Source organism: Streptomyces sp. NPDC127117, assembly GCF_042677325.1.
GTDB lineage: Bacteria > Actinomycetota > Actinomycetes > Streptomycetales > Streptomycetaceae > Streptomyces.
In genome coordinates, this window is the sequence record NZ_JBHXTM010000022.1 from 36,471 (window position 1) to 59,495 (window position 23,025).

The following is a 23,025-nucleotide window of genomic DNA, read 5'->3' on the forward strand; positions in this document are numbered from 1 at the left end:
GAAGGGCAGTGGGGTTCAGAGCGTGGCGTAGAGCGCCCCGGCACTGGTCACGGGGCCGGTGCGGAGCCGGTCCGGCCAGTCGAGGGCGAGACCGAGCGAACCGCTCAGCCGGTCCTGGAAGGAGGCGAGCCGGTACTCGCTCGCGCGGACCGCACGAGGCGGCAGCCGGTGCTCCAGGCAGTAGGAGACCAGTGCGCCGACGGCCTCACCGATGCTCCACTGGCCGGCGTGCCCGCCGAGCGCGGGCGCGCTGAGATGGGTGGCGCCGATGTTCCGCCCGGCCGGGAGCAGATTCTCCACCCGTACCGGCAGCAGCGCACCCAGCGGCAGCTGGAACGGCAGGCACTCCAGGTCCAGTCCGGAGCCGCCACCTGCCTTGGGGAGAAGGGTGATCCGGGACCGCAGGGTGCCCACACTGTCCGTGAACGTCTCGGCGCCCGGCGCCCCGGCCCGCGCCTCGGCGGTCAGATGGTGCTCCAGCAGGGTGAACTCGGCCCGGATGCGCCGGGATTCGCGTACGTGCGCGGTCTTGGCGAACCCGTCGGCGGTGCCCGTGACATCGGGCCTGAGCCGCAGTTCGGGGTAGCCGTGACCGCCGTCGTGCCGAGGCGCTCGGGTCTGCATCCAGTGGAGGAACGACAGGGCCTGCTCGTGGGCCTCCTGCTCGGCCCGGACCCGCACCTCGTCGCCGGCGCCGGTCAGCGGGAGCCGGCCGTAGGCGGTCTGCTCCCAGTCGACCAGGGTGACGTCACTGTCGAACGTGCCCGGCAGATACCGGCTCCGGGCCAGCGCCCGCAGCTGGTGCCAGCGGTCGTTGGGCGGCGCGGCCCAGGGCGGGACGTCATCCGGCTCGTGCAGGAACAGTGGAACGGAGCGCGCCGGCCCGCCGCTCGGCTCCGCGACGTCCCAGGAGAAGGCCTCGGCCCACCGGTCGTAGCCGGCCGGCCGGTCCACCGTGTGGTCCTCGCCGGGACGGTGGTCCAGGGCGAAGACCCAGGAGACCGGCTGCTGGTCCAGCGGATCGGCGACGGCGGGCGCGTGCGGCTCGCCGGTCTCCTCGCGGGACTCGGCGCCGGTGACATGCTCCACGCCCGCGAGGCCGAGCAGCTCGCCCAGGTCCGTGGCGTCGACGACATAGGGGGCGCTGACCGTCACCGGCTCGCCGTCCGCCGCCGCGAGGGTCACCGAGGTCACCCGGTCCCCGTCCGTCCGGGCCGCGATCGGGCGGTGGCCGAGCAGCAGGGTGAGCCTGCCGGAGGCGAGGTGCGGGGTGAGGAGTTCCTGGACGACGGCGAGTGCGGCGCGCGGCTCGTGGCTGAGATGGCCGGTGGTGCTGAGGCCGGGGTCGAGCAGCGGATCGGCGAACGGCTCGGGGCGCAGCGGGTAGTTGCGCCGGTAGAAGTCGCGTATCCGCTCGCGCAGATCGCGGTAGCCGGGGGAGACGGGGTCCAGTTCGATGCGGTGGCCGTCGGCGAGCGGCACGGCCTGCGCGGTGAACAGACCACCGGGCCAGTCGGTCGCCTCGGTGAGCACGACACGGTGTCCGAACCGGGCGGCGGTCAGCGCGGCGGCGAGGCCACCGAGACCGGCACCGACCACCAGGACATCGGTCCCGAGTTCGCGGGTACGGGGGGTGGGGGCGGCGAACACAGGAGTCTCCTCCCTCAGGGCCGGCGGGCGGCGACGGTACGGAGCCGGACCGGACCGGACTCGCGCGTCCTGATCCGGACGGGGAGCACGATCTGCTCGGCGCTGCGGTACGGGTCCTCGCCCGCCGTGCGCTCCGCGATCCGGGTGACCAGTTGCTCGACCGCCCGGAGGCCGATCTCCCTGGCGGGGAGCCGGGCGGCGAAGCTGGTGAGCGGCAGCAGGTCGTAGGGTCCGGCGTCGTCCATCCCGGCCAGCACGATCTCGTCGGGCACGGCGATGCCGAGCGAGGCCAGATCGGCGGCGGCGGTGGCGACGGCGAAACCGTGGGCGCACAGCAGGGCGGTCGGCGGCTCGGGCGAGCCGAGCAGGTCGGTCAGCAGCTGTTTGCGCTCGTCCTCGGACAGCGCCGTGTACGAGCGCAGCGCGGTCAACTGGGGTAGCAGGGGCTGGTCATGGGCGCGCAACGCCTGCTTGTGACCGGTCATCCGGTCGTGGACGCTGGTGCACTGCGTCTCGCCCCAGAGCGTCGCTATCCGCTCATGACCGTCGGCCAGCAGATGTTCGGTGAGGCGGTAGCCGACGTCGTAGTTGTCGGCGGTGACCGCGTCGATGGCGAGGCCCGGGAAATACCGGTCGACCAGGACCATGGGGATGCGCAGGCGCCTGATCCCGTCGAGGACATCGAAATCGGGCGCGCCCTGGACGGGGTAGAGGATGACACCGTCGACCCGGTCCTCGACGGCCTGGCGCAGCGCCTGGTCCTGGCGGGCCAGCGAGGCGTCGTGGGCGGCGTGCCCGGTATCGGTCATGTGGACGGCGGAGTCGGAGAAGAACAGCCGCATCCCGCGCTCCGAACAGCCGGACTCGATCCCGCGCAGCACCTCCGACTGGTAGGGCCCCTGGCCGCTGATGATGCAGGCGATCACCCCGGACCGGTGTGCCGGTGAGGGCTCCGCGGGCGCCCGGTCACCGGCGTCGGCGACAAAGGTCCCCTGGCCGCGCCGACGCACCAACAGCCCTTCTGCGACAAGGTCGTTGAGTGCCCGGACGGCAGTGGTGGAGCTGACCTGAAAGCGCTCGCGCAGCTGGTTCTGAGTGATGAACGGAGCACCGGCCTCGTACTCGTCACGAGCCACCTCGGCCCGCAACTCGTCCTTGATGCGCTGGTACTTGGGCCCGGACGTACCCATCCAGCCACCACCCCCTCGGATTTGACGCGTCAATCGGCGTTGACCTCAGTGTGGTGGGGGTTAATGCATTATTTCAAGAGGGTTGCAGGGAAAGGATCGGCAACTTGGTGCATCAAGCTGGGAGTCCGTCCCTTTAATGCGTCAACTCGCCGGTCCGGGCGCTTCCAGCCCGGCAGGAACTCAGCCGTTCATCCGGGGCGGCGGAGCCGTGCTGGCCCGTACCACCAGGCGTGAGGGCACGGCGAGCGTGCGCGGCGAAGCCGTCGCGTCGCCGAGGGCCAGCAGCAGCGCCCGGCGGCCGATCTCCTCCAGCGGCAGCCGCACGGTGGTCAGCGCGGGCGTGACATCGCCGGCCACGGGCAGGTCGTCGAAGCCGACGACGGAGACATCGGAGGGAACGCTCCTGCCGAGGTCGTCACGGAGCGCGGCGAGCGCGCCCAGCGCCATGGCGTCGTTGAGCGCGAACAGCGCGGTGATCCCGGGTGACCTGCGGAACAGCCGCACCGCCGCGGACCGGCCGCCCTCCCTGGTGAAGTCGGCCTCGACGCGGTGGTGCTCCTGCACGACGACGCCCAGTTCGGCGGCCCGTTCCAGGAAGCCGTGCAGCCGTTCCTGTACGGAGACCAGTGCCAGCGGTCCGCAGATGACGCCGATCTCGGTGTGCCCCAGCGCGGCGAGGTGCTCGGCGACCGCCCGGCCGCCCTCGCGGTTGCCCGGAACGATCGTGTCCACCGGGAGGTCCTGGTGCGCGACCGCGGTCACCCGGCCGCCCTGCGCCGCGAAGGCCTCCAGCTCCTGGGTGAGCGCGGGATTCGCGCCGGTGAAGCCCGATCCGGCGAGGACCACGGCGCGGGCCCGCTGCGCCCGCAGCCGGGCCACGTACTCCGCCTGGAGTTCGGGCTCGTGGAAGGTGCCCGCCAGCATCACCAGGAGCTTGTGGTCGCGGGCGACCTCCATGACGCCGGCCGCGATGGCGGAGTAGTAGGCGTCGTTCACATCGTGTACGACCAGGCCGACGATGGACGTCGTGGACTGCACCAGCGCGCGGGCGGGCGCGTTGGACACGTAGCGTAGCCGGGCGGCTGCCTCCAGGACACGCTCCTGGAGCTCCTGGGTCACGTTGCGGTCGCTGTCGCTGAGGACGCGCGAAGCCGTGGCGAGAGAGACCCCGGCGTCCTGCGCGACCTGCTGGAGCGTCACGGCGGACGACGGGCGGGGGCGGGCGGAACGTCGATTGACCTGGCTCTGCATAGGGCTACGATAGCCGCACTGAAAGCGTTTTCCCATTGTGTATGCAAGAGGATCCGGCCCCGCCGCCGACGCTCTCGCCCCGGCTCCCGGTCAGCCGGCGCTCCATCGGCCCGGTGCGGTCGGCGGCAGTGCGGCCAGGCAGCGGTAGACGGCATCGTGACGGAAGGCGTACCGCCGCTCCGTCCGCGGGGTGAGCCGGACGCCGAGCCCGGGCGCCCGCGGAGCGAGCAGGTGGCCCGCCTCGATGCGGAAGGGCTCGACCAGGAGCTCGGACCGCAGGGGGTATGCGGGCATCGGCCACTCGGCCAGCCGACCGCCACCGGCGAACGCGGCGTGGTAGTTGGCCGCCTGGCACACCGCACTGCCCCAGCAGTGCACGACCGGGTCGACGCCGTGTTCCGCGGCACCCGCGAAGACGGCCAGGGTCTGCACGGGCCCACCGACGACCGTGGCGTCCGGCTGCACCATGTCGTAGCAACCCGCGGCCATGCGTTCCAGCAGCTCTCGCGCGGTGGTGACGGTCTCCCCGCCCGCCACCGGGCAACCGGCCGCCCGCCGCAGCGCGGGGTACTCATGGGTACGGGCGGGGCCCAGCGGCTCCTCCAGAAAACGCACCGGCCGCCGGGTGCCGGCCCGCACCGCGGCCAGGAACGCCAGCGCGTCCGCCGCCGACTGGCCGGGGTCATGAAGATTCTGCGCCATGTCGACGGCGACCCCGACCCCGTGCGGGGCCGCGTGCTCAAGCGTCCACACCGCCTTGTCCGCCTCGTGACCCCGTGCCCTGATCTTGAAGGTGTCGATCCCGAGGGCGGCGACAGCGGCGATCTCGGCCCTCATCGCCGCCGGGGAGGTCGAGTCGCCCCCGCTCGCGTAGAGCCGGATCCGGTCCGTACGACGGCCGCCCAGCAGCTCGTACGCCGGCACGCCGGCCCGTTTCCCGAGGGCGTCGACCAGGGCCGCCTCCACGGCGGAGACGACATGGCGGGCCGCTCCCTGAAGGCTCCAGTACCCCGTGATGTCCACCATGTCCCGGTAGCGTCCGGCCAGGTCCCCGGCCGGACGTCCGACCAGATAGGGGGCGAGCAGCTCGACCGTGGAGACGAAGACCTGCGGGGCGAAGACGGCGAGATAGCCCTCGCCGAGACCGGTCGTCCCGTCGTCCAGGGTCACCTCGACCAGCCCCGTCGTGCGCCACCCCGTGGGTAGCGCCACGCGCACCTCCAGATTCTCCGGATCGGCGTACGGCGCGCTGAGCAGCACCGGCCGGAGCGCCGCGATGCGCACCCCGTCGTCGATGAGCGCACCGGTGTGCGCGGAAGCTGATTCGGGCATGTCGGTCGCGTCCTCAGAATCCTCTGGTCCACCGCACGGTGTTGCGCAGCGGTTCACCGGCCCCGAACCGGAGCAGGTTGTCGGCGAACAGGTCGACGACCCGTGCGCTCTCGTCCGTGGAGCCACCCGCGGTGTGCTGGGTGAGGATGACGTTCGGGCAGGACCACAAGGGATGCCCAGCGGGCAGCGGCTCCTGCCACGTCACGTCCAGCACCGCACCGCCGAGCCGCCCGGAGGACAGCTCGCGGACCAGTGCCTCCTCGTCCACCAGCGAACCCCGGCCGGCGTTCACCAGAACGGCCCCCGGCCGCATGAGCGCGAGCCGGCGCGCGTCGAGCAGCCGGTCCGTCGCGGGCGTGCCGGGCAGCAGCCCCACCACCACGTCGAAGCCGGGCAGCCGCTCGTCGAGTTCGGCCGGTGTGCGGATGTCGCCCGAGCCGCGTGCGAAGTGCGACACCCGGCAGCCGAACGGTCCGAGCAACTCGGCGAACCTCCGGGCGATGGACCCCCGGCCCAGCACCAGGACCCGTGATCCGGACAGCAGCCGAAGCCGCGGCCGGACGGCGGGCTTCGCCCAGGTGCCGCGGGAACGCAGCACGGCGAGCTCGTCGATGCCGCGGTGCAGCGCCAGGACGCCCGCCAGACACGACTCGGCCACCGGCCCCGCGAAGAGGTCACCCAGGTTGGTGACGGTCAGCCGGCGGCCGAGTACCGGCCAGTCCAGGCCGAGATAGCCGTCGATCCCGACCGAGGCGAGCTGCAGCCACCGGAGCCGGGGGGCTTCGGCCACCCAGGCCGCCGGGGGATTGCCGAGCGCGATGTCGGCGTCCGCGAGCGCCCGGGCGTCCGCCGCTGCGGCGGTTCCCGGCTCGGCGAACCACACGGGCCCGGACCCGAGACCGCGCAGCCGGGCACGGCCGGAATCGTCGAGCGGCAGCTCCACGTACAGGCCGAGGCCGTCCGTGTTCCCGTTCACCATGGGTGCGCCGCCAGGTGATCGGCGATCCGATCCCGGTCCCAGGCGCCGTCCGCGACGGTGATCCGGTAGCGGCGGGACAGGGTATCGCCCGGGGCGAGTTCCAGCTCCTTGTGGAAGGCGAAGGAGGGGGCGACGGCCGCGAAGGGTTCGTCGCGGACGAACCAGTGCGCCGGGTGGGTGCCGCCCGCTCCCGTGTGATCGTTCTCCGGGGCGTGCTGGAAGATCAGCGTCGCGTGCCCGTCGGCGCCGTCGTGTTCGCCGCTGTACGCCAGCCAGGGTGCCTGCGTCCCCATCAGCCCCGGGCCCTCCCCGTCCGGGCCGAGGATCCGGCCGCCGCGGAAGGCGCGCGGCCCGCGCCAGAAGAGGCCCGTGTAGCCGGCCGACTCCCGGCCGTGGGTCGTCGGGCTGCCGAAGAGCAGCGGCTCGGTACGCCGGTTGGTGATCGCGCTGGACCAGGTCAGCGTCCAACTGCCACCGGGGCCGGCGTCGGTGGCGCCGGAGCCGGATCCGGCGTGCTCGACATCGTGCAGCTCGACGCGGCGCAGCTCGTCCGCCCAGTGCGTGCCGTCGTTGTGGCGCCAGCTCAGCCGCTCCGCGATGACCGCGCGCCCGGTCTGCGCCGACACCTCGTCGAATCCGATGTGCGCCATCGACCCGACCCGCTCGGGCAGCGGCACGTAGTCCTGGCCGTGTACATAGGTGTTGCCGCCCCACAGGTTCTGCCCGGAGAGGTGGGAGGCCGTCATCTGGAGGCCCTTGTGCCAGCGGTGATCGTTGGGCCGGTAGTCGGTGACAACGTTATCGGCCAGTGTGCGCATGGGGTGGATGTACGGCTTGGGGGCTTCCCAGGCCGCCTCCGGCCGGTAGACGTAGCTGATCAGATCGATGCCGCCGCGCTCCTCGGTGACCGTGATCCGGTCACCGTGGGCGTGCGTGATGCGCAGTGGACTGCTCATGTCCCGAGATCTCCTGGGTGCGGCTGGAAAGCGCTTACCGCAACCTAGGGCCTGCCCCGGAAGAACGTCAACAGCCCCGGAGGTACGTCGACAGGCCCGGAGGTACGTCGACAGGCCCGGAGGTACGTCGACAGCCCCCGAGGAACGTCGGCGACAGCACGGCGGCCGACGGCTTGCCGCCCACTCATGGAAGAGCGACAAGACGTCGGCCGTTGGCGTGAGGCAGGTGTCACTTGGGCGGACGGATGCTTCCGCCGCCCATGTCGCCCTGCTGCTCGCACTGTTCCTGGAGCTTCCGGGCCTTCTCCTGCAGCCGCTGGCGCTGCTCAGGGTCGGTGGTGCGCTCGGCGGCCTCGGTCATGTGCCGGGCCTTTTCGCGCAGCTGCTGCGCACGGTCACCGGATTCACGTGCAACGCTCATCATCGCTCCTTGTGCGGTTGGGAAGAGCGGGCTCCATCAGAGAACCAGCGCCGCCGGGCCACCGCACCTCGAATCGTCACTCAGAGTCACGGGTTCCGGAGGGGTGTCGCGACGCTGGCATGATCGAGGACATGAACGAGAGCATCATCGCCGCGTGCGACGGGGCGTCCAAGGGCAATCCGGGACCTGCGGCCTGGGCATGGGTCGTGGCCGACGCACAGGGCCGGCCCGAACGCTGGGAAGCGGGACCACTGGGCACCGCGACCAACAACATCGCCGAACTCACCGCGCTGCTGGAGCTGTTGGGGTCGACCGACCCCTCCGTGCCGATCGAGGTACGGATGGACTCGCAGTACGCGATGAACGCCGTGACCAAGTGGCTGCCGGGATGGAAGCGCAACGGCTGGAAGACCTCGGCCGGCAAGCCCGTCGCCAACCGGGACCTGGTGACCGCCATCGACGACCGGCTGACCGGCCGGACCGTGCGCTTCACCTACGTTCCGGCCCACCAGGTCGACGGCGACCCGCTCAACGCACTCGCCGACCAGGCGGCCAGCGAGGCCGCGGTGGCGCAGCGGCCGGCCGGAACCGCGCACGGCTCCGCGCAGTTGCCGACACCGGCCCCCGCCCGGGCGACCGAGGGGCGGCGCGGCGGCGCGGCGGCGAAGAAGGCGACGGGCGCGGCACGCCCCACCCGTTCCGGGGGCACCATCAAGGCCAGGTTCGCCGGCCGCTGTCACTGTGGAAAGCCCTACGCGGCACAGGACATGATTGCCAAGAACCCCAACGGCTGGGGCCACCCGGAGTGCCGTACCGCCCCCGTCTGATCCGGACGGAAGGTCCCTGATGAGGCCACGGGGGACCTGGCCCGCGTGCCATGATGCGGCTCTGACGGCGGCGTGCGCGCACCGCTGTGCCGAGGCCGGCACCGGCGCGGCGCCGCCCGCGATGGCTGGACGCTGGGGGGCGGATGGGAAAGACGGGCACGGTCCTGCGTGAGCTGCGCGGCGCGCAGAAGACGGCCAAGGGGGTGTCGCTGTACTCGCGTTACGTGAACCGGCCGGCCGGCCGGTTCTTCGCGGCCGTTGCGTGTCGGATGGGGCTGACTCCCAATCAAGTCACCTTGATCAGCGCGGCGTTCACTTTCGCCGCGATCGCCTCGGTGGCGCTCGTCCGGCCGTCCTTCGGGCTGGCGGTCGCGGCGTACGCGGGTCTCGCCATCGGCTTCGCCCTCGATTCGGCCGACGGCCAGCTGGCCAGACTCACCGGCGGGGGAGGCCCGGACGGCGAGTGGCTGGACCATGTCGTGGACTGCGCCAAGATGATCCTCGTGCACACCGCCGTGCTGATCTCGTTCCAGCGGTTCTCCGGACTGCCCGGCGAGGGCTGGCTGCTGCTGCCGCTGGGCTTCCTGTTCACGGCGGTGCTGACCTTCTGCGCGGGACTGCTTCGCGAACAGCTCGGCAGGGCGGCCGCCCTGCCCACGGCGGGCACCGGCACCGCGGCACCGGTCTCGCGGCTGCGGGCCCTGGTACTGCTGCCCGCCGACTACGGAGTCTTCTGCCTGGTTTTTCTGCTCCTCGGCGACCGCACCGCGTTCCGCCTCGGCTATGCGGCGCTCGCGGCCGTGCACGCGCTGTTCCTGGTGGCGTTCCTCGCCAAGTGGTTCAGCGAACTCAGAGCGCTCCGGACTGTGGACTGACGAGCGTGTCCAGTGCCCGGCGCAGCTGGGTGCTGGACGTGTGCACGGTGTACGGGAAGTAGACGACCTCCACGCCGACCTCGGCGAAGTCGCGTTCCAGCCGTTTCCCCTTCTCCGTGTCCCGCCAGTCGTCCCCCTTGAAGATCACGTCGAACCTCACCTGCTGCCAGGTCTCGACCTTGTCGGGCACGGTCTCGACGAACGCCGCGTCCACGTACCGCACGCTGCGTACGATCTCCAGGCGTTCCGGCAGCGGAATCACCGGCCGATGGCCCTTGGCGAGCGCGGCCATCTCGTCCGAGACGACTCCGGCGACGAGGTAGTCGCACTGACTGCGGGCGTGCCGCAGGATGTTGAGATGCCCCACATGGAAGAGGTCGTAGACCCCCGGCGCGTAGCCGACCCTGTGCACCATCCGTTCTTCCCCCCAAGGTGAACGTGATGTCCGTGTCCCGCGGCGGTTTTCCGGACATGGCGTCCGGTGCGGTGGGATATCGGTATCGGTGTTGATGGTGCAACGACCTTACTGTGAAGACCACTTGCGCATCACGTGAACGGATAAGCTCGCTTTTGGTGCTGTTCCTTGGGGGGAACACAGAATGTTCCGGGGGGAAGGCGGGCGCCCATGTCCGATGCCGATCGTCACAAGCTGTTCGAGGGACGTACCCTGCTGGTCGTCTCGACGAACTACGCGCCTGAGCTGACGGGCATCGGCCCGTACGCCGCGCAGCTCGCCGAGCACTGGGCCGAGGCCGGGGCCCAGACCCACGTACTGACCGGGATGCCGCACTACCCGTCCTGGCGGACCGACGCGGAGTACCGGGGGGTGTGGCGGGTCGCCGAGAAGCGGGCCGGGGTCACCGTGCACCGGCGAAGACATTATGTGCCGTCCCGTCAAACAGCCCTGCGCAGAGCGGCGTTCGAGGCTACGGTGCTGGGTCATGGTCTGCTGTCGCCGCCCGCCGCCCGGCCGCCGGACGCGGTGGTCTCCCAGATACCCAGCCTCGCCGGGGGCGTCATCGGCGCCCGGCTGGCCCGCCGCCACCAGGTCCCGTACATACCCGTCGTGCAGGACCTGATGGGCGCCGCCGCCGCGCAGAGCGGCATCCGGGGCGGGGACCGTGCCGCGGCCGTCGCCTCCGCCGCCGAACGGTACGCACTGCGCTCCGCGGCCCTCGTCGGCGTCATCCACGAGACCTTCGTGCCCCGCGTCACCGCCTACGGAGTGGACCCGGGCCGCATCCGTACGGTGCCCAACTGGTCGCATGTGCGGGCCCCTTCCACCGACCGGGCCGTCACCCGGGCACGGCTCGGCTGGAGCGAGGGCACCCCGGTGGTCCTGCACTCCGGGAACATGGGACTCAAACAGGGTCTGGAGGTCCTCGTCGACGCTGCCCGGCTCGCGCCGGAGATACGCGTGGTGCTCATGGGCGACGGCAATCAGCGCGAGGCGCTGCTGGCGCGCGCCGCGGGCCTGCGCAACCTCGACTTCCTGCCCCCGGCCGACGCATGCGAGTTCACGGACGTCCTCGCCGCCGCCGATGTGCTCGCGGTGACACAGAAGGCCTCCGTGCTCGACATGAGCGTCCCGTCCAAACTCACCTCCTACTTCGTCTCGGGCCGGCCCGTGGTGGCCTCGGTCGCCGAGGGAGGAGGCACCGCGCAGGAGGTCCACCGCTCCGGCGCCGGGCTCCTCGTCGCCCCCGAGGATCCCGCGGCGCTGCTCTCGGCCGTACGGAAGCTCGTCGAGGCACCGGCGGGGGCGGACGCGCTCGGGGCCAGGGGGCCGCAGTACGTCGCACGTCACCTGAGCCGCGAGGCGGGCCTGGCCCGCTTCGACGCCCTGCTCACCGAGGTCCTCGCGGACGCCAAAGGGAGACCACGTCGATGAACCAGCCGATCCGCACCCTGGAGGACCAGGACGAACCCGCGCTGCTGAGGGACCAGTTCCGCCAGCTCCTGCGCTACCGGGCCCTGCTCGCCTCCGGCGTGGCCGTCGGGCTCATCGGCGGCGGCTGGCTCGCGCTGAGCGGCGAGGAGAACTACACATCGACGGGTGAGGTCGTCGTACGCTCCGCCGCCTCGGACCCGTTCGCCGCCGGAGCCTCCGCCGACAAGGGCATCAACATCGGCTCCGAACGGCAGACCGCCGTCAGCGACACCGTGGGCACCCTGGCCGTCACCACCCTGGCCGGAAAGGGCGACCGGGTGGCGGTCGGGCCGCTGCTCTCCGGACTCCAGGTCACCAACCCGCCCAACACCCTCGTGCTCCGCTTCTCCTACACCGGCCGCACCCCCGCACTGGCGAAGGAACGGGCCCAGGCGCTCGCCGACGCCTATCTGGAGATACGCCGCCAGCGCACCGAGAACAGCATCGCCAACATGGTGGACGGCTACCGCGCCCAGCTCACCCCGCTCACCGAACAGCGTGACCAACTGGCGGCGCAGACCGGCGGCGGCAACGACGTGACCAGCGCACGGGCCAACCTGGTCGTCGCGATCTCCGAACTCACCCGCAAGATCTCCGAGTTGCGCGCACTGGACACCACCCCCGGATATCTGACGAAGAAGCCTGCCGCCCCGAGCGAGCCCACCGGCGCCGGACTGCCGCTGCTGCTGGGGCTCGGCGGTGTCGTCGGTCTCGCACTGGGACTGCTGCTGTCCTGGGTCCGTCTGGTCTTCGACCCGGCCGTGCGCTCGACCCGGGAGCTGGTCCGCTCGCTCGGCGCGCCCCTGCTGGGCACCCTGCCCAGGGAGCGCGCGTACGGCGGCTCGGTGCTGGCCATCGGACGGAGCGGGAGCAGGCTCGCCGAGGAGTACCGCGCAGTGGCCTTCCGGCTCGCCTACGATCCGTCGTTCGCCGAGCGCCGCAGGCTCCTGGTCACGGCGCCGCGCGGGGACGGCGCGGCGGCGGCCGCCGCCGCGGCCAACCTGGCCGCGGCCTTCGCCGAGATGGGCCGCGACGTGATCCTGGTCGAGGCCGATCTGCGCACCCCCGCCCTGGCCAGGGACCTGGGTCCGGCGGCGCAGGCTTCCCGGCCGCGCTGGGCGACCCGGGGCCGGCGCGCCTGGCCGTCGGACAGCCAGATGAACGTGGACGTACCCGGTTCGGGCGCCTTCGCCCTGATAGCGGGCCGGCGCACGGACAACGTTCCGCGCGCGCTGACGTCGGCACCCGTCGGCCGGATCGTCGCCGAGGGCGACCGGCCGGACGCCGTCGTCATCGTGCTGGCCCCGCCCGTGCTGTCGTACGCCGACGCCGTGGCACTGATCGACCGGGTCGAGGGCGTCGTGGTGGTCTGCGACCCGCGCGAGGTGCACCGCAGCGACCTGGAGCGGATCCGGGAGATCATCGGCGCGGCGGGCGGCTCCGTGCTCGGCGCCCTGCTGCACCCCGGTCTGAGCCGCCACGAGCGCCGGGCCCGCAGAAAGGCCGCCAAGCGGCGCCCCGGCGGCGGGCGGCCGCGCCGGGACGAAACGGGCAACGGACCGGAGCACGCCGGTGACCCCACCGAGACGCTGGGGCTGCGCGCCTTCGACTCCACCGCCGGACACAGATGAGGGCACGCACGGCGATCCTCTGCTCGGTCGCCGACCAGGGGGTGGCCGCGCTCACCAACATCCTGGTGCTGGTGACGGCCGCGCGGCTCTCCACCGTGGCCGACTTCGCCCGCTTCTCGGCGGTCTACCTCGTCTTCACGGTGCTGCTGGGGGTGTCCGGCGCCTACACCGGACAGCCGTTGGTGCTGCGGCGCGGCGGGGGCGACGAGGTGCGCGGCGCCTGCCGGTCGGCGGTGGCCTTCACGCTGTTCGCGTCGGGGGTGCTCGGCGCGCCACTGGCCGGTGTCTGCCTGCTGCTGCCGGGCGCCACCGCGCAGGCCCTGATGGTGCTGGGCCTCGTCCTGCCGGTCGTGCTGGGCCAGGACACCATGCGTTACGCCTTTTCCACCCTGCACCTGCCGCATCTGGCGCTGGCCGGCGACGTGCTCCGACTGGTCTGTGTGCTGGGCGCGTTGGCGCTCCAGCCGCACGGCACCCCGGCGGCCCGGCTCGTGCTGGTGTGGGGGCTCGCCGCGCTGCCGGCCCTGCTGCTCTCGGCGGTCCTGCTGCACCGGCGGGTGGCCGGGACACCGGTGCGGCTGAAGGTCATGCTGCGGCGCGGCCATCTCGGGCGGCGCTTCGTGGTGGAGTTCGCGGTGGGCAACGCCACCGGCCAGCTCTCCGTCCTCGGACTGGGCGCGGTCGGCAACCCGCTGGTGGTCGGCGCACTGCGCGGCGCGACCACCCTCTTCGGGCCGTTGAACGTGCTGTTCACCTCGGCCACCGGCTTCGGCCCGCCGCTCCTGGGCAGGCTCGCCGACGAACGGCGCAGGGTGCGGGCCGCCGCCGTGCTCGCGGCCGTCCTGGCGGCCGTCGCCGTCGCCTGGGCCTCCGTACTGGCCGTGCTGCCCGACCCGGTCGGACGCCGGCTGCTGGGCGACACCTGGCCCACGGCGGCCGCCCTGCTCCCGGCGACCGGCAGCCAGTACGCGGCGATGGCCGTCGGCACCTGCGGGCTGCTGGCCCTGCGGATGCTCGACCCGCGTACCACGCTGGCCGTCCAGGTGGTCTTCTCGCTCGCCGCCGTCGCCTTCCTGGCCGGCGGCTACGCGCTGGCCGGAGTACCGGGCGCCGCCTGGGGCCTGTGCCTGGGATCCGGGTGCAAGGCGGTCGCCACCTGGACCAGGGTGGCCCGGCTCGGGGCCCGCACGGGCGTGGCGCGGGCGCCCGTCAGCGCGGGCGCCGCACGTCCCGACGGAAGCTCGTGACCAGCAGCAGGCAGAGCGCAGCGACGGCCAGCTTGCCGACGGACTGCAACAGCGGCCCGCGCAGCAGAATGAAGGTGTACCCGGCGACCAGCGGTGCGGTGACGGCCAGGACGCTGCCGGGCCCCGGACCGTCCCTGGAGACCGCCCGCGCGTACCGCCGGTCGGTACGCGCGGCGGCGTACCCGATCAGTGCGAGGGCACCGACCATGCCCGGCGCACCGAAGTCGACCCAGAGCTCGGTCCACAACGGCGCCGACAGATTGGTCATGTTCATCCCCATCCACTGACCGACGCGCACCCCTGTGTCCTCCGGCTTGCCGCTCCACACCGACCGGGGCACGAAGAAGAGGGCGGATCCTGCCAGCTGACGCCCATAGGAGTGGCCGCGGGTGTCGACCCAGGTGATGGTGTTGGCGAACATCACCGTCTGGTCGTAGTCCTTGGTGGCCAGCGGCTCGAACACCGAGGACGATTCCACCGGCCGGTACCCCGCGCTGTCGTACCGGAACCGGTCCGCGTAAGGGAACAGCACCAGCGCCCCGACCACCCCCATGGCCAGCACCGAGCGGTACATCGCCGCACTGCTCGGGAACGCGGTGAACAGCAACGAGACCAGCACCGTCAGGAACCAGTAACGGGCGTTGGAGAACGGGTTGTTGACGATCACATTGAGGACCAGGAGCCCGGCCCAGACCAGCACGGCCGACGGGGAGCGCCGGGCTCTGCGCGAGGTCACCAGCCGGCGGGTGAAGAAGAGCAGCGCGAGCAGCGCGGGCACCGTGCCGAAGCCCTTGAGGAACGCCGACCCCACATTGGAGCCGTCCGACCCCACCCCGCTCCCCGCGACCGAGGCACTGATCTCCTGACGGCTGGTGAAGAAGACCGCAGGCCCGCCGACCTTCAGGATGTAGTAGCCGCTCGCCGCGAAGGCCAGCAGCACCAGCAGCCCGAGCCGACCCCGGTGCGCCACGGCCGGGCGCCCCCCGAAGCGCGCGGCGACCCGCCGCCGCAGCGGCCGCCGGGACGCCAGCAGGGCCCCCAGGTCGAACGCGGCACAGCCCACCAGGATGAGCGCGACGGCCGTCACCAGATCCGACCGCGGCCCGACCACCGGGGTGGGCGTCTGCCCGATGACGGCCTGGGCGAACGGCGCCACGCCCATCGCGATGTACACGAACATCCAGAAGACGCCCTGCAGCAGACGCCGCCGGGTGGACAGGATCATGGTCGCCAGCCGGATCCCCGCATAACAGGTCAGCACGAGCTGGAGCCAGTACGCGGTGTCGCGGACGCCGGCGCCGGGCTGAGCGGCGATCACCGCGGGCAGGAAACAGACCAGGGCCAGGATGAGGGGCAGGGCCAGCGCGCGCGAGAGCATGGTCCATGACCTGGGCTCCGCCTGCGTGTGGCCCGGCACCCTCGGGCCGTGCTCCGGTACGGGTGCGGACTGCGCCGCCTCGTGGACGGACGTCATGTGCTCCCCGTTTCCGTGGACCTGTGAACACTCTAACGAATCAACCCACTTGGGGGGTTTGGATGACTAGTCTGTAAAGCGTCGGCCGCGGTTGAGGGGAACCCTGGTGAAGATCCTGCACGTCGTCACACTGCACACCCCGGACCACGCGTTCGGCGGCCCGACCAGAGTGGCGCTCAATCTGTCGAAGGTCCAGCGGGCCGCCGGTGACGACGCCAGGATCATGGCACTGGGCGACGGCTTCGAGGGCCCGCTCCCGCGCGAGATCGAGGGAGTGCCGGCCCATCTCTTCCCGGCCCGCCATCTGCTCCCCGCGTTCGAGGTCAGTGGCATCACCTCCGGCGCGCTCCTGCACACCGCACACCGCATGATGCGCGGCGCCGACATCGTCCATGTCCATCTGATGCGCGACCTGGTGACACTGCCCGCAGCGCTGCTCGCCCTGGCCTCCCGCACCCCCCTGGTCGTCCAGACGCACGGCATGGTGGACCCCACCGAGAACCGGGTCGCCCGGCTCACCGATCTGCTGGGGGTGCGCAGGGTGCTGCGCGGGGCCGACGCCGTACTGCACCTCACCGATACGGAACGCCTCGACGTGAATGCCGTCGCCGCGCCGGTCCCGCTGACCCGCACCGTACGGCTGGTCAACGGGGTGCGCCCGCAGGAGCTCAAACCCGCCCGCGAGCCGGGGCGGCCGCCGACGGTCCTCTTCCTTGCCCGGATCCAGGAGCGCAAGCGCCCGGAGGACTTCGTCGCGGCGATGCCCGCGGTCCTGGCCCGGTACCCGGACGCCCGCTTCGTGCTGGCCGGTCCCGACACCGGCGCGCTGCCCGCCACCCTCGAACTGGCCCGCGGGCTGGGGGTGACGGGATCGCTCGACCATGTGGGGCCGCTCGGTCACGAGGAGGTCCTGGCGGCCGGCCGGCGTGCCGATGTGTACGTACTGCCGTCGATCGAGGAACCCCTCGGTGTCTCCGTCCTCGAAGCGATGTCGGTCGGCACCCCCGTGGTCATCACCCGCACCTGCGGACTCGGCCCCGACGTGGCGCGCGCGGGCGCGGGCCGGGTCATCGACAGCCGGGTCGGCGAGGACGGGAAGAACGCCCTCAAGGTCGCAACCGCCATCCTGGAACTCCTCGAACCGGAGACCAACGCCCGTACGGGCAGGGCGGCCTGGAACCTCGTCAACGAGGACTTCACCATCGAGGCGGTGACCGCGACGCTCCGGCGGACCTACGAGGACGTGGCCCACCGGAGCGCCGGACGGCTCAAACGGCCTTCCCCTCACGGGACTTGAGGGCGATCTGCCAGCGGTAGAAGCTCATCGCCAGCGCGAAGTCGAACCCCGCCCGACCGTCGAGGAACCCCCGCCGGTACAGATACATGTAAGCGAACGACACCAGTGGCTTGAACGGCGCCTTGTGGAACAGCTGCCCCTGGCGCGACTTCACCCTGCGCACCTGTTCCTTGACCTCGGGGTGGTGCTCCAGCCACGCCTCCCAGTCCGAGTAGCGGTTGTGCCGCTCGAACCAGGCGGTGACCGGGTCGAGATCCTGGTGCTCGATGGGATTGCGGAGCGAGCCGACCGACTCGGCGACCGGCTGGTAGTGGCCCTCGACCTCACCGATACCCGGCGCGTCCAGATCATCCACCTCCGGATACCGGCAGCGGGTGCGGTCGGTCAGCGAGCGCTTGCGGATGGTGTAACCGTGCCGCAGCCGCTTCCCGGAGAACCAGTAGCCGAGCGGGATGTCGTACGCCGCGGGCTTCGGCGCGGCCGGGTCGGCGAAGATCTGCCTCAGTTCTGCCAGCAGCCCGGGACCGATCCGCTCGTCGCCGTCGAGCAGCAGGATCCAGTCCAGATCCGTGCGGACATGGTCCAGACACCACTGCTTCTTGCGCGGATGACCGCCGTCCCAGGTATACGTGATCACCTCGGCCCCGCACTCCTCGGCGATCTTGACCGTCTCGTCCGTGCTGTGCGAATCGACGACGACGACCGCCTCGAAATGGCCGAGTACCGATGTCACCGCCTCGGCGATGTTGAGTCCCTCGTTCTTCGTGGGGATCGCCACGGCTATCGGCAGCCTGCTCATCCGAGGTCTCCTTCGGGCAGCCAGGCGTAGCAGCCTGTGGAGGTGAAGACACGGGCCTGCCGGGGCACGGTGATCGAGGTCCGCCTCCCGGCGGTGGAGCCGGAGGCCAGGGTCCTGCCGCCCGCCCCGGTGATCTGCCAGGTGCAGCTTCCGCTGGGGGAGACGTCGCGGTAGCGGCCCGGCCGGATCTGTTCGTTCCTGTACGTGCCGTCCGGGTACCCCCGGCCGGCCTCCCGCAGCAGGTCCCGGTGCTGGGTGCAGAGGTGCTCGACGGCGGGTTTCGCGTCGGCGATCTCACCCGTCACGATCGCGCCGACCGCGACGTCCCGGTCGGCCTTCACCAGGAACCGCAGCCTGTCGCAGGTCTCCTGACCGGTCTGGAGCACGGCCGCCGGGTCCATGCCCCTGGGTACCCGGTCGACCAGATACTCCTTCTGCTTCTTGCTGAACGAGCCCGTGACCGGGGTGAGTTGATCGCTGGGGAGCTTCGGCGGCTCACTCGTGCGCGGAGTCGAGGGGCCGTCGGCGGCGGTGGTGCCGGGCCCGGCGGACGGGACGGCGACCGGGATCCGTGTGGCCGCCGGTCCGGCGCTGCCGGCGCCGCCCCGCCCCTCGGTGGACGAGCCGCAGGCGGCCAGCGCCGCCGTCAGTACGACGACAGCGGCGCCGGCCAGGAACGGGCGCCTCATCCGGCTGTCCGCAGCGCGTAGTGGGCACTGATCTGCGTGCTGCTCAGCGCGGTCGGGTAGACGGCGGTCTCGTCGATCTGCCCGGCGAAGAAATTGCTCGTCGGCTTGGACGGCCAGCCGTTCAGGTTGTCCCCGCCCACCCGCCAGTAGCCGTCGTACTTCTCGTTGCCGGTGTACAGGGCGTTCGAGGCGCGGAGCTTCCCGTCGACGTACAGCGCCATGCCACCGGGGCCCTGAGTGGCGACGACGTGGTGCCAGGCGCCGTTGTTGTAGGCGGCGGGTGTGGTGACGGTCCGGGCACTGCCGCTCTTCACCCCGAAGACCAGCCGGCCGTCGTCGCGCATGTACACATGCTTGTCGTACTGGGTGCTGTTCTGCATGGTCAGACTGCCGAAGCCGACGATCTTCCCGCCCTTGGTGCTCGTCGTCCTGATCCAGGTCTCCACCGAGAACCTGGCCGGCTGCGGATGGCGCTTGTTGCTGTACACGTACTGCGTCGAACCGTTGAGGCCGATCGCGGTCGAGGGGCCCGCGACCGCGGCCGGAGTCACCCGCCGGGTGGGGGAGTTGCGCACGAACCCGTTGTCCCGCCCGCCGCTGCTGTCGCCCGCGAGGGTCGAGGCGGCCTCGTCGTACCGCCAGTAGAGCGAAGCGCCGTCCGCGAGCACCTTGGCGGGGTACTTCTCCGCCGCCGACGCCACGGTGGCGGACACGGCGGCCGACTTGGCGCTGGTGTTGGTGCCGTCGCTCGCACTGATCCGGTACGAGTGGGTCTCGCCCGGCGCCACGTCCGTGTCGGTCCAGCTCAGCTGCGGCCGGTCCCAGAACAGCGAGTAGCCCGTCGTGGTGTGCACCGGGGTGCTCGCACCGTCCTTGTAGATCCGGTAGGTGAGTTCCCCGTCGTCGGTGTCGAAGCTGGTCTGCCAGTCGACCACCACCTTCCCCGGGGTGAGCGTGGACAGGGTGACGTTGGGCACCCACGGAGCGCCGGTGTCGGGGCCGTCGGCGAACCGGGTCAGCCCCTGCTGCGCGGAGCCGTTGACGGTGGTGAACTCGCCGCCGACCCACAGGTAGTGATGGCCGCCCTTGTCGGTCTGCGCCATCACCCGGGGCCCGACCGGCTCCCCGATCCCGTCGTTGGTGTCCGGGAACCAGGGCAGCAGCTTCGGGTCGTCCACGGACTGGGCCAGCAGATGCTTGCGCGGCTGGTTGGGGAACTCGCCCATGGTGGCGCAGTCATGGGCGTGGCTCCCGCTGTACAGCACCCCGTCGTGCACCAGGACGGCCTGGGTGGCGCCGAGGCAGGTGTCCCGCCAGCGCTGCTCGAAGTCGCTCAGGTCCAGTGCGATCCGGCCGTCGAAGACACCCCCTCCGGTGCCCTCGTTGGCGGTGTAGAAGCCGGTGGCGTCCGTGGTCAGGTCCTGCACCGTGGAAGTGTCGGGAATGAACCCGGCCGGATAGCCCTTGGTCACCGCCCCGGTCGTGGCGTCCACCACTGCCAGCGCGTGCGACGTGGTGCCGTTGACCTTGAAGAAGTTGCCGCCGAGCAGTACGTGCTTGCGGTCGGGCGTCAGCTCGACGGCCCTGCCGATCTCGTCCGCGTTCGCCTTCCACGGCTTGAGCGCGGCGCCCGTGGTGACCGCGGCGAACTTGTTCCTGGTCTGCCCGGCCACCGTGTTGAAGTCACCGCCCAGATACACGGTGTCGGCGGTCACGGCGAGGGCCCGCACCGTCGCCGAGACGGAGACCTTGAAGTCCTGGCGCGGGGTACAGCTCGCGGTGTCGATCGCGGCGATGTTGCTCACCCCGACGCCGCTCACCGAGCCGAACTGGCCTCCTACGTAAAGGGTCTTCTGGTCCGGCGAGAGGGCCAGTGCCCGCACGGTCGCCGTGCCGGACGAGAGTGTGAACGACAGGCTGCAACCGGTCGGCGCACCGGTCGCGGCGTCGAAGGCGGCGAAGTTCACCGCCGGCTGTTCCGAGGTGCCGGGCGCCGCGTCCGGCGGCCGGACCGTGGAGAAGGTGCCGCCGGTGTAGACGACACCGGCGTCCGAAGCGGCCATCGACCAGACGATGCCGTTGGTCTGCCAGGTGGTGAGGTCGTCCGCGGTCAGGGAGACCGGCGGGGTCAGGGCCGCGGCCGGGGAGCCCCCGGACGCGGCTGCGGACAGCGCTCCGGCGAGCAGGCAGAACGCGGCGGCAGCGGCGCGTACCCGGCTGTGGCCGGCACGTCTGCGGCCCGTGGTTGCGTACATCATTCAGCTCCGAAAGTGAGAACGGGCCGCGGCCGGACCGCCGCGGTGGCTTCTGTACCGGTGCCGGGCGGTCTCATCGGTCCACCCGCACGGCGGCTCCGGCGAGTTGGTCGGACAGCTGGCGGATGTCCGCCTCGACCATGATCCTGGCGAGTTCCCGCGACCGCACGACCGGTTTCCAGCCGAGCTGTTCCTCGGCCTTGGTGGCGTCCCCGATCAGGGCGTCGACCTCGCTGGGTCTTTCGTACTTGGCGTCGTGGCGGACATGCTCGCGCCAGTCCAGCCCCGCGTGTGCGAAGGCGTACTCCAGGAACTGCCGCACACTGACACCCTCACCGGTGGCCACCACATAGTCGTCCGGGACGTCGCACTGGAGCATCCGCCACATCGCCTCGACGTACTCGGGGGCGTACCCCCAGTCGCGTACGGCGTCGAGGTTGCCGAGGTGGAGGTGGGTCTGCAGGCCCGCCTTGATTCTGGCCACCCCGCGAGTGATCTTCCGGGTCACGAAGGTCTCGCCGCGACGCGGGGACTCGTGGTTGAAGAGAATCCCGTTGACCGCGAACATGCCGTACGCCTCACGGTAGTTGACCGTCGACCAGTACGAGTAGACCTTGGCGACGCTGTACGGGCTCCGTGGATGGAACGGGGTGCCCTCGTTCTGCGGCGGCGGTGTGGCGCCGAACATCTCGGACGAGGACGCCTGATAGACCCGGGTGTCGATCCCGCTCGCGCGGACCGCCTCAAGCAGCCGGATGGTACCGAGGCCGGTGATGTCACCGGTGTACAGCGGTGCGTCGAACGAGACGCGGACGTGCGACTGTGCACCCAGGTTGTAGACCTCGTCCGGCCGGATGTCACGCAGCAGATTCACCAGCGCCACACCGTCGGCGAGGTCGGCGTGGTGCAGTACGAACGAGCGGTTCTCCTCCTCCGGTCCTTGGTAGATGTGGTCTATGCGCTCGGTGTTGAAGCTCGACGAACGGCGTATCAGGCCGTGGACCGTGTACCCCTTGTCGAGCAGCAGCTCGGACAGGTACGAGCCGTCCTGTCCGGTCACACCGGTGATGAGCGCGGTCTTCGCCACGACTCCCCCTTCTCTGTTCGCCTCAGCGGCTGTTGTTCCGCACCGAATATTTCCCGCCGAAATATCGGGATTGAGCGTTCTGCGGCAAAACATCACCGCAGGCCGCGGGTGCTGGCAGAATCCGGGCCATGACGACTGATCTCCCCGGCCCTGCTCAGGAATCCGTTCGTTCCCTCCTACGATCCGGTGCCCGCGTGTTCGTCGCGGGCCACCGCGGCCTGGTCGGCTCGGCCGTGGTGCGCCGCCTCACCGCCGAGGGGCACGAGGTGATCACCCGCGATCGCGACCGACTGGATCTGCGCGACGCCGGGCGGACCGAGGCGTTTCTCCGCGAGGCCCGCCCGGACGCGGTGGTGCTGGCCGCCGCCAAGGTCGGCGGGATCATGGCCAACAGCACGTACCCGGTGCAGTTCATCGAGGACAATCTGCGCATCCAGCTGAGCGTCGTCGCCGGGGCGCACGCCGCCGGGGTCGAGCGGCTGCTCTTCCTCGGCTCGTCCTGCATATACCCCCGGCTCGCCCCGCAGCCGATTCCCGAAAGCGCCCTGCTCACCGGCCCGTTGGAGCCGACCAACGAGGCGTACGCGCTGGCCAAGATCGCCGGAATCGTGCAGACCCGCTCCTACCGCCGGCAGTACGGCGCCTCGTACATCAGCGCCATGCCCACCAACCTCTACGGTCCGGGCGACAACTTCGACCTGGAGTCCTCGCACGTGCTGCCCGCGCTGATCCGCCGCTTCCACGAGGCGCGCCGGGACGGTTCGCCCACGGTCACGCTCTGGGGCTCCGGCAGCCCCCGCCGGGAGTTCCTGCACGTGGACGACCTGGCCGCCGCGTGTCTTCTGCTGCTGGAGCGCTACGACGGCGACGAACCGGTCAACATCGGCTGCGGTGACGATCTTGCCATCCGCGAACTCGCGTCCATCGTCAAAGATGTGACGGAATATCAGGGTGTTGTCGAGTGGGACACGACGAAGCCCGACGGAACCCCGCGCAAACTGCTCGACATCTCCCGGCTCGCCTCGCTCGGATTCACACCGCGGATCGCGCTGCGTGACGGGATCGCCCAGACCTACGCATGGTGGCTGGACCGGCAGCCCGCGCAGCTCTGAATCCGGCCGAACGCCGTTGTGCC

General features: G+C 71.4%; 20 protein-coding genes. 7 read left to right on the top strand and 13 right to left on the bottom strand.

Annotated elements, in window-relative coordinates:
- Positions 1-15 precede the first annotated feature (15 nt).
- The 7 genes from ACFVH0_RS20470 to ACFVH0_RS20500 all read right to left on the bottom strand — a co-directional run bounded on the left by ACFVH0_RS20470 (position 16) and on the right by ACFVH0_RS20500 (position 7,779).
- On the bottom strand, positions 16-1,650 hold the full coding sequence (locus tag ACFVH0_RS20470) for an FAD-dependent oxidoreductase (RefSeq protein ID WP_385822035.1): 1,635 nt from the start codon (positions 1,648-1,650) through the stop codon (positions 16-18).
- Between the two features lie 14 nt (positions 1,651-1,664).
- Entirely contained in the window at positions 1,665-2,840 is a 1,176-nt protein-coding gene (locus ACFVH0_RS20475) for a substrate-binding domain-containing protein (protein ID WP_385822036.1), read from the bottom strand.
- A 180-nt stretch (positions 2,841-3,020) separates the two neighbouring features.
- The gene (locus ACFVH0_RS20480; RefSeq protein WP_385822038.1) at positions 3,021-4,091 is read right to left on the bottom strand and encodes a LacI family DNA-binding transcriptional regulator; all 1,071 of its coding nucleotides are present in this window, start codon (positions 4,089-4,091) and stop codon (positions 3,021-3,023) included.
- A 90-nt stretch (positions 4,092-4,181) separates the two neighbouring features.
- Positions 4,182-5,423 (bottom strand): mandelate racemase/muconate lactonizing enzyme family protein, encoded by a 1,242-nt coding sequence (locus ACFVH0_RS20485; RefSeq protein ID WP_385822039.1) that lies wholly within the window; start codon positions 5,421-5,423, stop codon positions 4,182-4,184.
- A gap of 13 nt (positions 5,424-5,436) precedes the next feature.
- Entirely contained in the window at positions 5,437-6,402 is a 966-nt protein-coding gene (locus ACFVH0_RS20490) for a D-2-hydroxyacid dehydrogenase (protein ID WP_385822041.1), read from the bottom strand.
- On the bottom strand, positions 6,396-7,358 hold the full coding sequence (locus tag ACFVH0_RS20495; RefSeq protein ID WP_385822043.1) for a PmoA family protein: 963 nt from the start codon (positions 7,356-7,358) through the stop codon (positions 6,396-6,398). Before ACFVH0_RS20495 ends, ACFVH0_RS20490 begins: the two co-directional genes overlap by 7 nt.
- Before the next feature lie 229 nt (positions 7,359-7,587).
- Positions 7,588-7,779, bottom strand: coding sequence for a DUF6381 family protein (locus ACFVH0_RS20500; RefSeq protein ID WP_124722116.1), 192 nt, complete (start codon positions 7,777-7,779; stop codon positions 7,588-7,590).
- 131 nt (positions 7,780-7,910) lie between these two features.
- Here ACFVH0_RS20500 and ACFVH0_RS20505 point away from each other — a divergent pair, with 131 nt between their 5' ends.
- The gene (locus ACFVH0_RS20505) at positions 7,911-8,606 is read left to right on the top strand and encodes an RNase H family protein (RefSeq protein WP_385822044.1); all 696 of its coding nucleotides are present in this window, start codon (positions 7,911-7,913) and stop codon (positions 8,604-8,606) included.
- Between the two features lie 143 nt (positions 8,607-8,749).
- The gene (locus ACFVH0_RS20510; protein WP_385822046.1) at positions 8,750-9,481 is read left to right on the top strand and encodes a CDP-alcohol phosphatidyltransferase family protein; all 732 of its coding nucleotides are present in this window, start codon (positions 8,750-8,752) and stop codon (positions 9,479-9,481) included.
- Here ACFVH0_RS20510 and ACFVH0_RS20515 read toward each other — a convergent pair.
- Complete coding sequence (locus ACFVH0_RS20515) at positions 9,456-9,896, bottom strand: adenylyltransferase/cytidyltransferase family protein (RefSeq protein ID WP_266692647.1); 441 nt, start codon at positions 9,894-9,896, stop codon at positions 9,456-9,458. The two genes, ACFVH0_RS20510 and ACFVH0_RS20515, sit on opposite strands and share 26 nt — an antisense overlap.
- Positions 9,897-10,106: 210 nt before the next feature.
- On the opposite strand from ACFVH0_RS20515, the gene ACFVH0_RS20520 reads away from it, so the two are divergent.
- From ACFVH0_RS20520 to ACFVH0_RS20530, 3 genes are read left to right on the top strand one after another with little or no spacing between them, the layout of a single operon-like run.
- Entirely contained in the window at positions 10,107-11,372 is a 1,266-nt protein-coding gene (locus tag ACFVH0_RS20520; RefSeq protein ID WP_385822048.1) for a glycosyltransferase, read from the top strand.
- Entirely contained in the window at positions 11,369-13,042 is a 1,674-nt protein-coding gene (locus ACFVH0_RS20525; RefSeq protein ID WP_385822049.1) for a lipopolysaccharide biosynthesis protein, read from the top strand. The genes ACFVH0_RS20520 and ACFVH0_RS20525 overlap by 4 nt, the downstream gene beginning before the upstream one ends.
- Positions 13,039-14,289 carry a hypothetical protein gene (locus ACFVH0_RS20530; protein ID WP_385822051.1) on the top strand — a complete coding sequence of 417 codons (1,251 nt, stop codon included), beginning with the start codon at positions 13,039-13,041 and terminating at the stop codon, positions 14,287-14,289. The genes ACFVH0_RS20525 and ACFVH0_RS20530 overlap by 4 nt, the downstream gene beginning before the upstream one ends.
- Here the strand turns inward: ACFVH0_RS20530 and ACFVH0_RS20535 are convergent.
- Positions 14,252-15,763: a hypothetical protein gene (locus ACFVH0_RS20535; RefSeq protein WP_385822052.1), complete on the bottom strand. Its 1,512-nt coding sequence runs from the start codon at positions 15,761-15,763 to the stop codon at positions 14,252-14,254. The genes ACFVH0_RS20530 and ACFVH0_RS20535 overlap by 38 nt on opposite strands.
- A 106-nt stretch (positions 15,764-15,869) precedes the next feature.
- Here ACFVH0_RS20535 and ACFVH0_RS20540 point away from each other — a divergent pair, with 106 nt between their 5' ends.
- A complete protein-coding gene (locus ACFVH0_RS20540; protein WP_385822054.1) occupies positions 15,870-17,060 on the top strand; it encodes a glycosyltransferase in 1,191 nt (396 codons plus the stop codon).
- Here the strand turns inward: ACFVH0_RS20540 and ACFVH0_RS20545 are convergent.
- From ACFVH0_RS20545 to gmd, 4 genes are all read right to left on the bottom strand, one after another.
- Positions 17,032-17,859, bottom strand: a complete 828-nt coding sequence (locus tag ACFVH0_RS20545) for a glycosyltransferase family 2 protein (RefSeq protein WP_385822056.1) — start codon at positions 17,857-17,859, stop codon at positions 17,032-17,034. The genes ACFVH0_RS20540 and ACFVH0_RS20545 overlap by 29 nt on opposite strands.
- A complete protein-coding gene (locus tag ACFVH0_RS20550) occupies positions 17,856-18,548 on the bottom strand; it encodes a hypothetical protein (protein ID WP_385822058.1) in 693 nt (230 codons plus the stop codon). The genes ACFVH0_RS20545 and ACFVH0_RS20550 overlap by 4 nt, the downstream gene beginning before the upstream one ends.
- Entirely contained in the window at positions 18,545-20,806 is a 2,262-nt protein-coding gene (locus ACFVH0_RS20555; RefSeq protein ID WP_385822060.1) for a LamG-like jellyroll fold domain-containing protein, read from the bottom strand. The genes ACFVH0_RS20550 and ACFVH0_RS20555 overlap by 4 nt, the downstream gene beginning before the upstream one ends.
- A 70-nt stretch (positions 20,807-20,876) precedes the next feature.
- Positions 20,877-21,890 (bottom strand): GDP-mannose 4,6-dehydratase, encoded by a 1,014-nt coding sequence (gmd, locus tag ACFVH0_RS20560; RefSeq protein ID WP_266918235.1) that lies wholly within the window; start codon positions 21,888-21,890, stop codon positions 20,877-20,879.
- Positions 21,891-22,018: 128 nt separating this feature from the next.
- On the opposite strand from gmd, the gene ACFVH0_RS20565 reads away from it, so the two are divergent.
- The gene (locus ACFVH0_RS20565; protein WP_385822061.1) at positions 22,019-23,002 is read left to right on the top strand and encodes a GDP-L-fucose synthase family protein; all 984 of its coding nucleotides are present in this window, start codon (positions 22,019-22,021) and stop codon (positions 23,000-23,002) included.
- Positions 23,003-23,025 lie beyond the last annotated feature (23 nt).

Bases quoted from the DNA above. Each gene is read 5' to 3' on its own strand.
- ACFVH0_RS20475 (WP_385822036.1), bottom strand. From the start codon at position 2,840: ATGGGTACGTCCGGGCCCAAGTACCAGCGCATCAAGGACGAGTTGCGG.
- ACFVH0_RS20480 (WP_385822038.1), bottom strand. From the start codon at position 4,091: ATGCAGAGCCAGGTCAATCGACGTTCCGCCCGCCCCCGCCCGTCGTCC.
- ACFVH0_RS20485 (WP_385822039.1), bottom strand. From the start codon at position 5,423: ATGCCCGAATCAGCTTCCGCGCACACCGGTGCGCTCATCGACGACGGG.
- ACFVH0_RS20490 (WP_385822041.1), bottom strand. From the start codon at position 6,402: ATGGTGAACGGGAACACGGACGGCCTCGGCCTGTACGTGGAGCTGCCG.
- ACFVH0_RS20495 (WP_385822043.1), bottom strand. From the start codon at position 7,358: ATGAGCAGTCCACTGCGCATCACGCACGCCCACGGTGACCGGATCACG.
- ACFVH0_RS20500 (WP_124722116.1), bottom strand. From the start codon at position 7,779: ATGAGCGTTGCACGTGAATCCGGTGACCGTGCGCAGCAGCTGCGCGAA.
- ACFVH0_RS20505 (WP_385822044.1), top strand. From the start codon at position 7,911: ATGAACGAGAGCATCATCGCCGCGTGCGACGGGGCGTCCAAGGGCAAT.
- ACFVH0_RS20510 (WP_385822046.1), top strand. From the start codon at position 8,750: ATGGGAAAGACGGGCACGGTCCTGCGTGAGCTGCGCGGCGCGCAGAAG.
- ACFVH0_RS20515 (WP_266692647.1), bottom strand. From the start codon at position 9,896: ATGGTGCACAGGGTCGGCTACGCGCCGGGGGTCTACGACCTCTTCCAT.
- ACFVH0_RS20520 (WP_385822048.1), top strand. From the start codon at position 10,107: ATGTCCGATGCCGATCGTCACAAGCTGTTCGAGGGACGTACCCTGCTG.
- ACFVH0_RS20525 (WP_385822049.1), top strand. From the start codon at position 11,369: ATGAACCAGCCGATCCGCACCCTGGAGGACCAGGACGAACCCGCGCTG.
- ACFVH0_RS20530 (WP_385822051.1), top strand. From the start codon at position 13,039: ATGAGGGCACGCACGGCGATCCTCTGCTCGGTCGCCGACCAGGGGGTG.
- ACFVH0_RS20535 (WP_385822052.1), bottom strand. From the start codon at position 15,763: ATGACGTCCGTCCACGAGGCGGCGCAGTCCGCACCCGTACCGGAGCAC.
- ACFVH0_RS20545 (WP_385822056.1), bottom strand. From the start codon at position 17,859: ATGAGCAGGCTGCCGATAGCCGTGGCGATCCCCACGAAGAACGAGGGA.
- ACFVH0_RS20550 (WP_385822058.1), bottom strand. From the start codon at position 18,548: ATGAGGCGCCCGTTCCTGGCCGGCGCCGCTGTCGTCGTACTGACGGCG.
- ACFVH0_RS20555 (WP_385822060.1), bottom strand. From the start codon at position 20,806: ATGATGTACGCAACCACGGGCCGCAGACGTGCCGGCCACAGCCGGGTA.
- ACFVH0_RS20565 (WP_385822061.1), top strand. From the start codon at position 22,019: ATGACGACTGATCTCCCCGGCCCTGCTCAGGAATCCGTTCGTTCCCTC.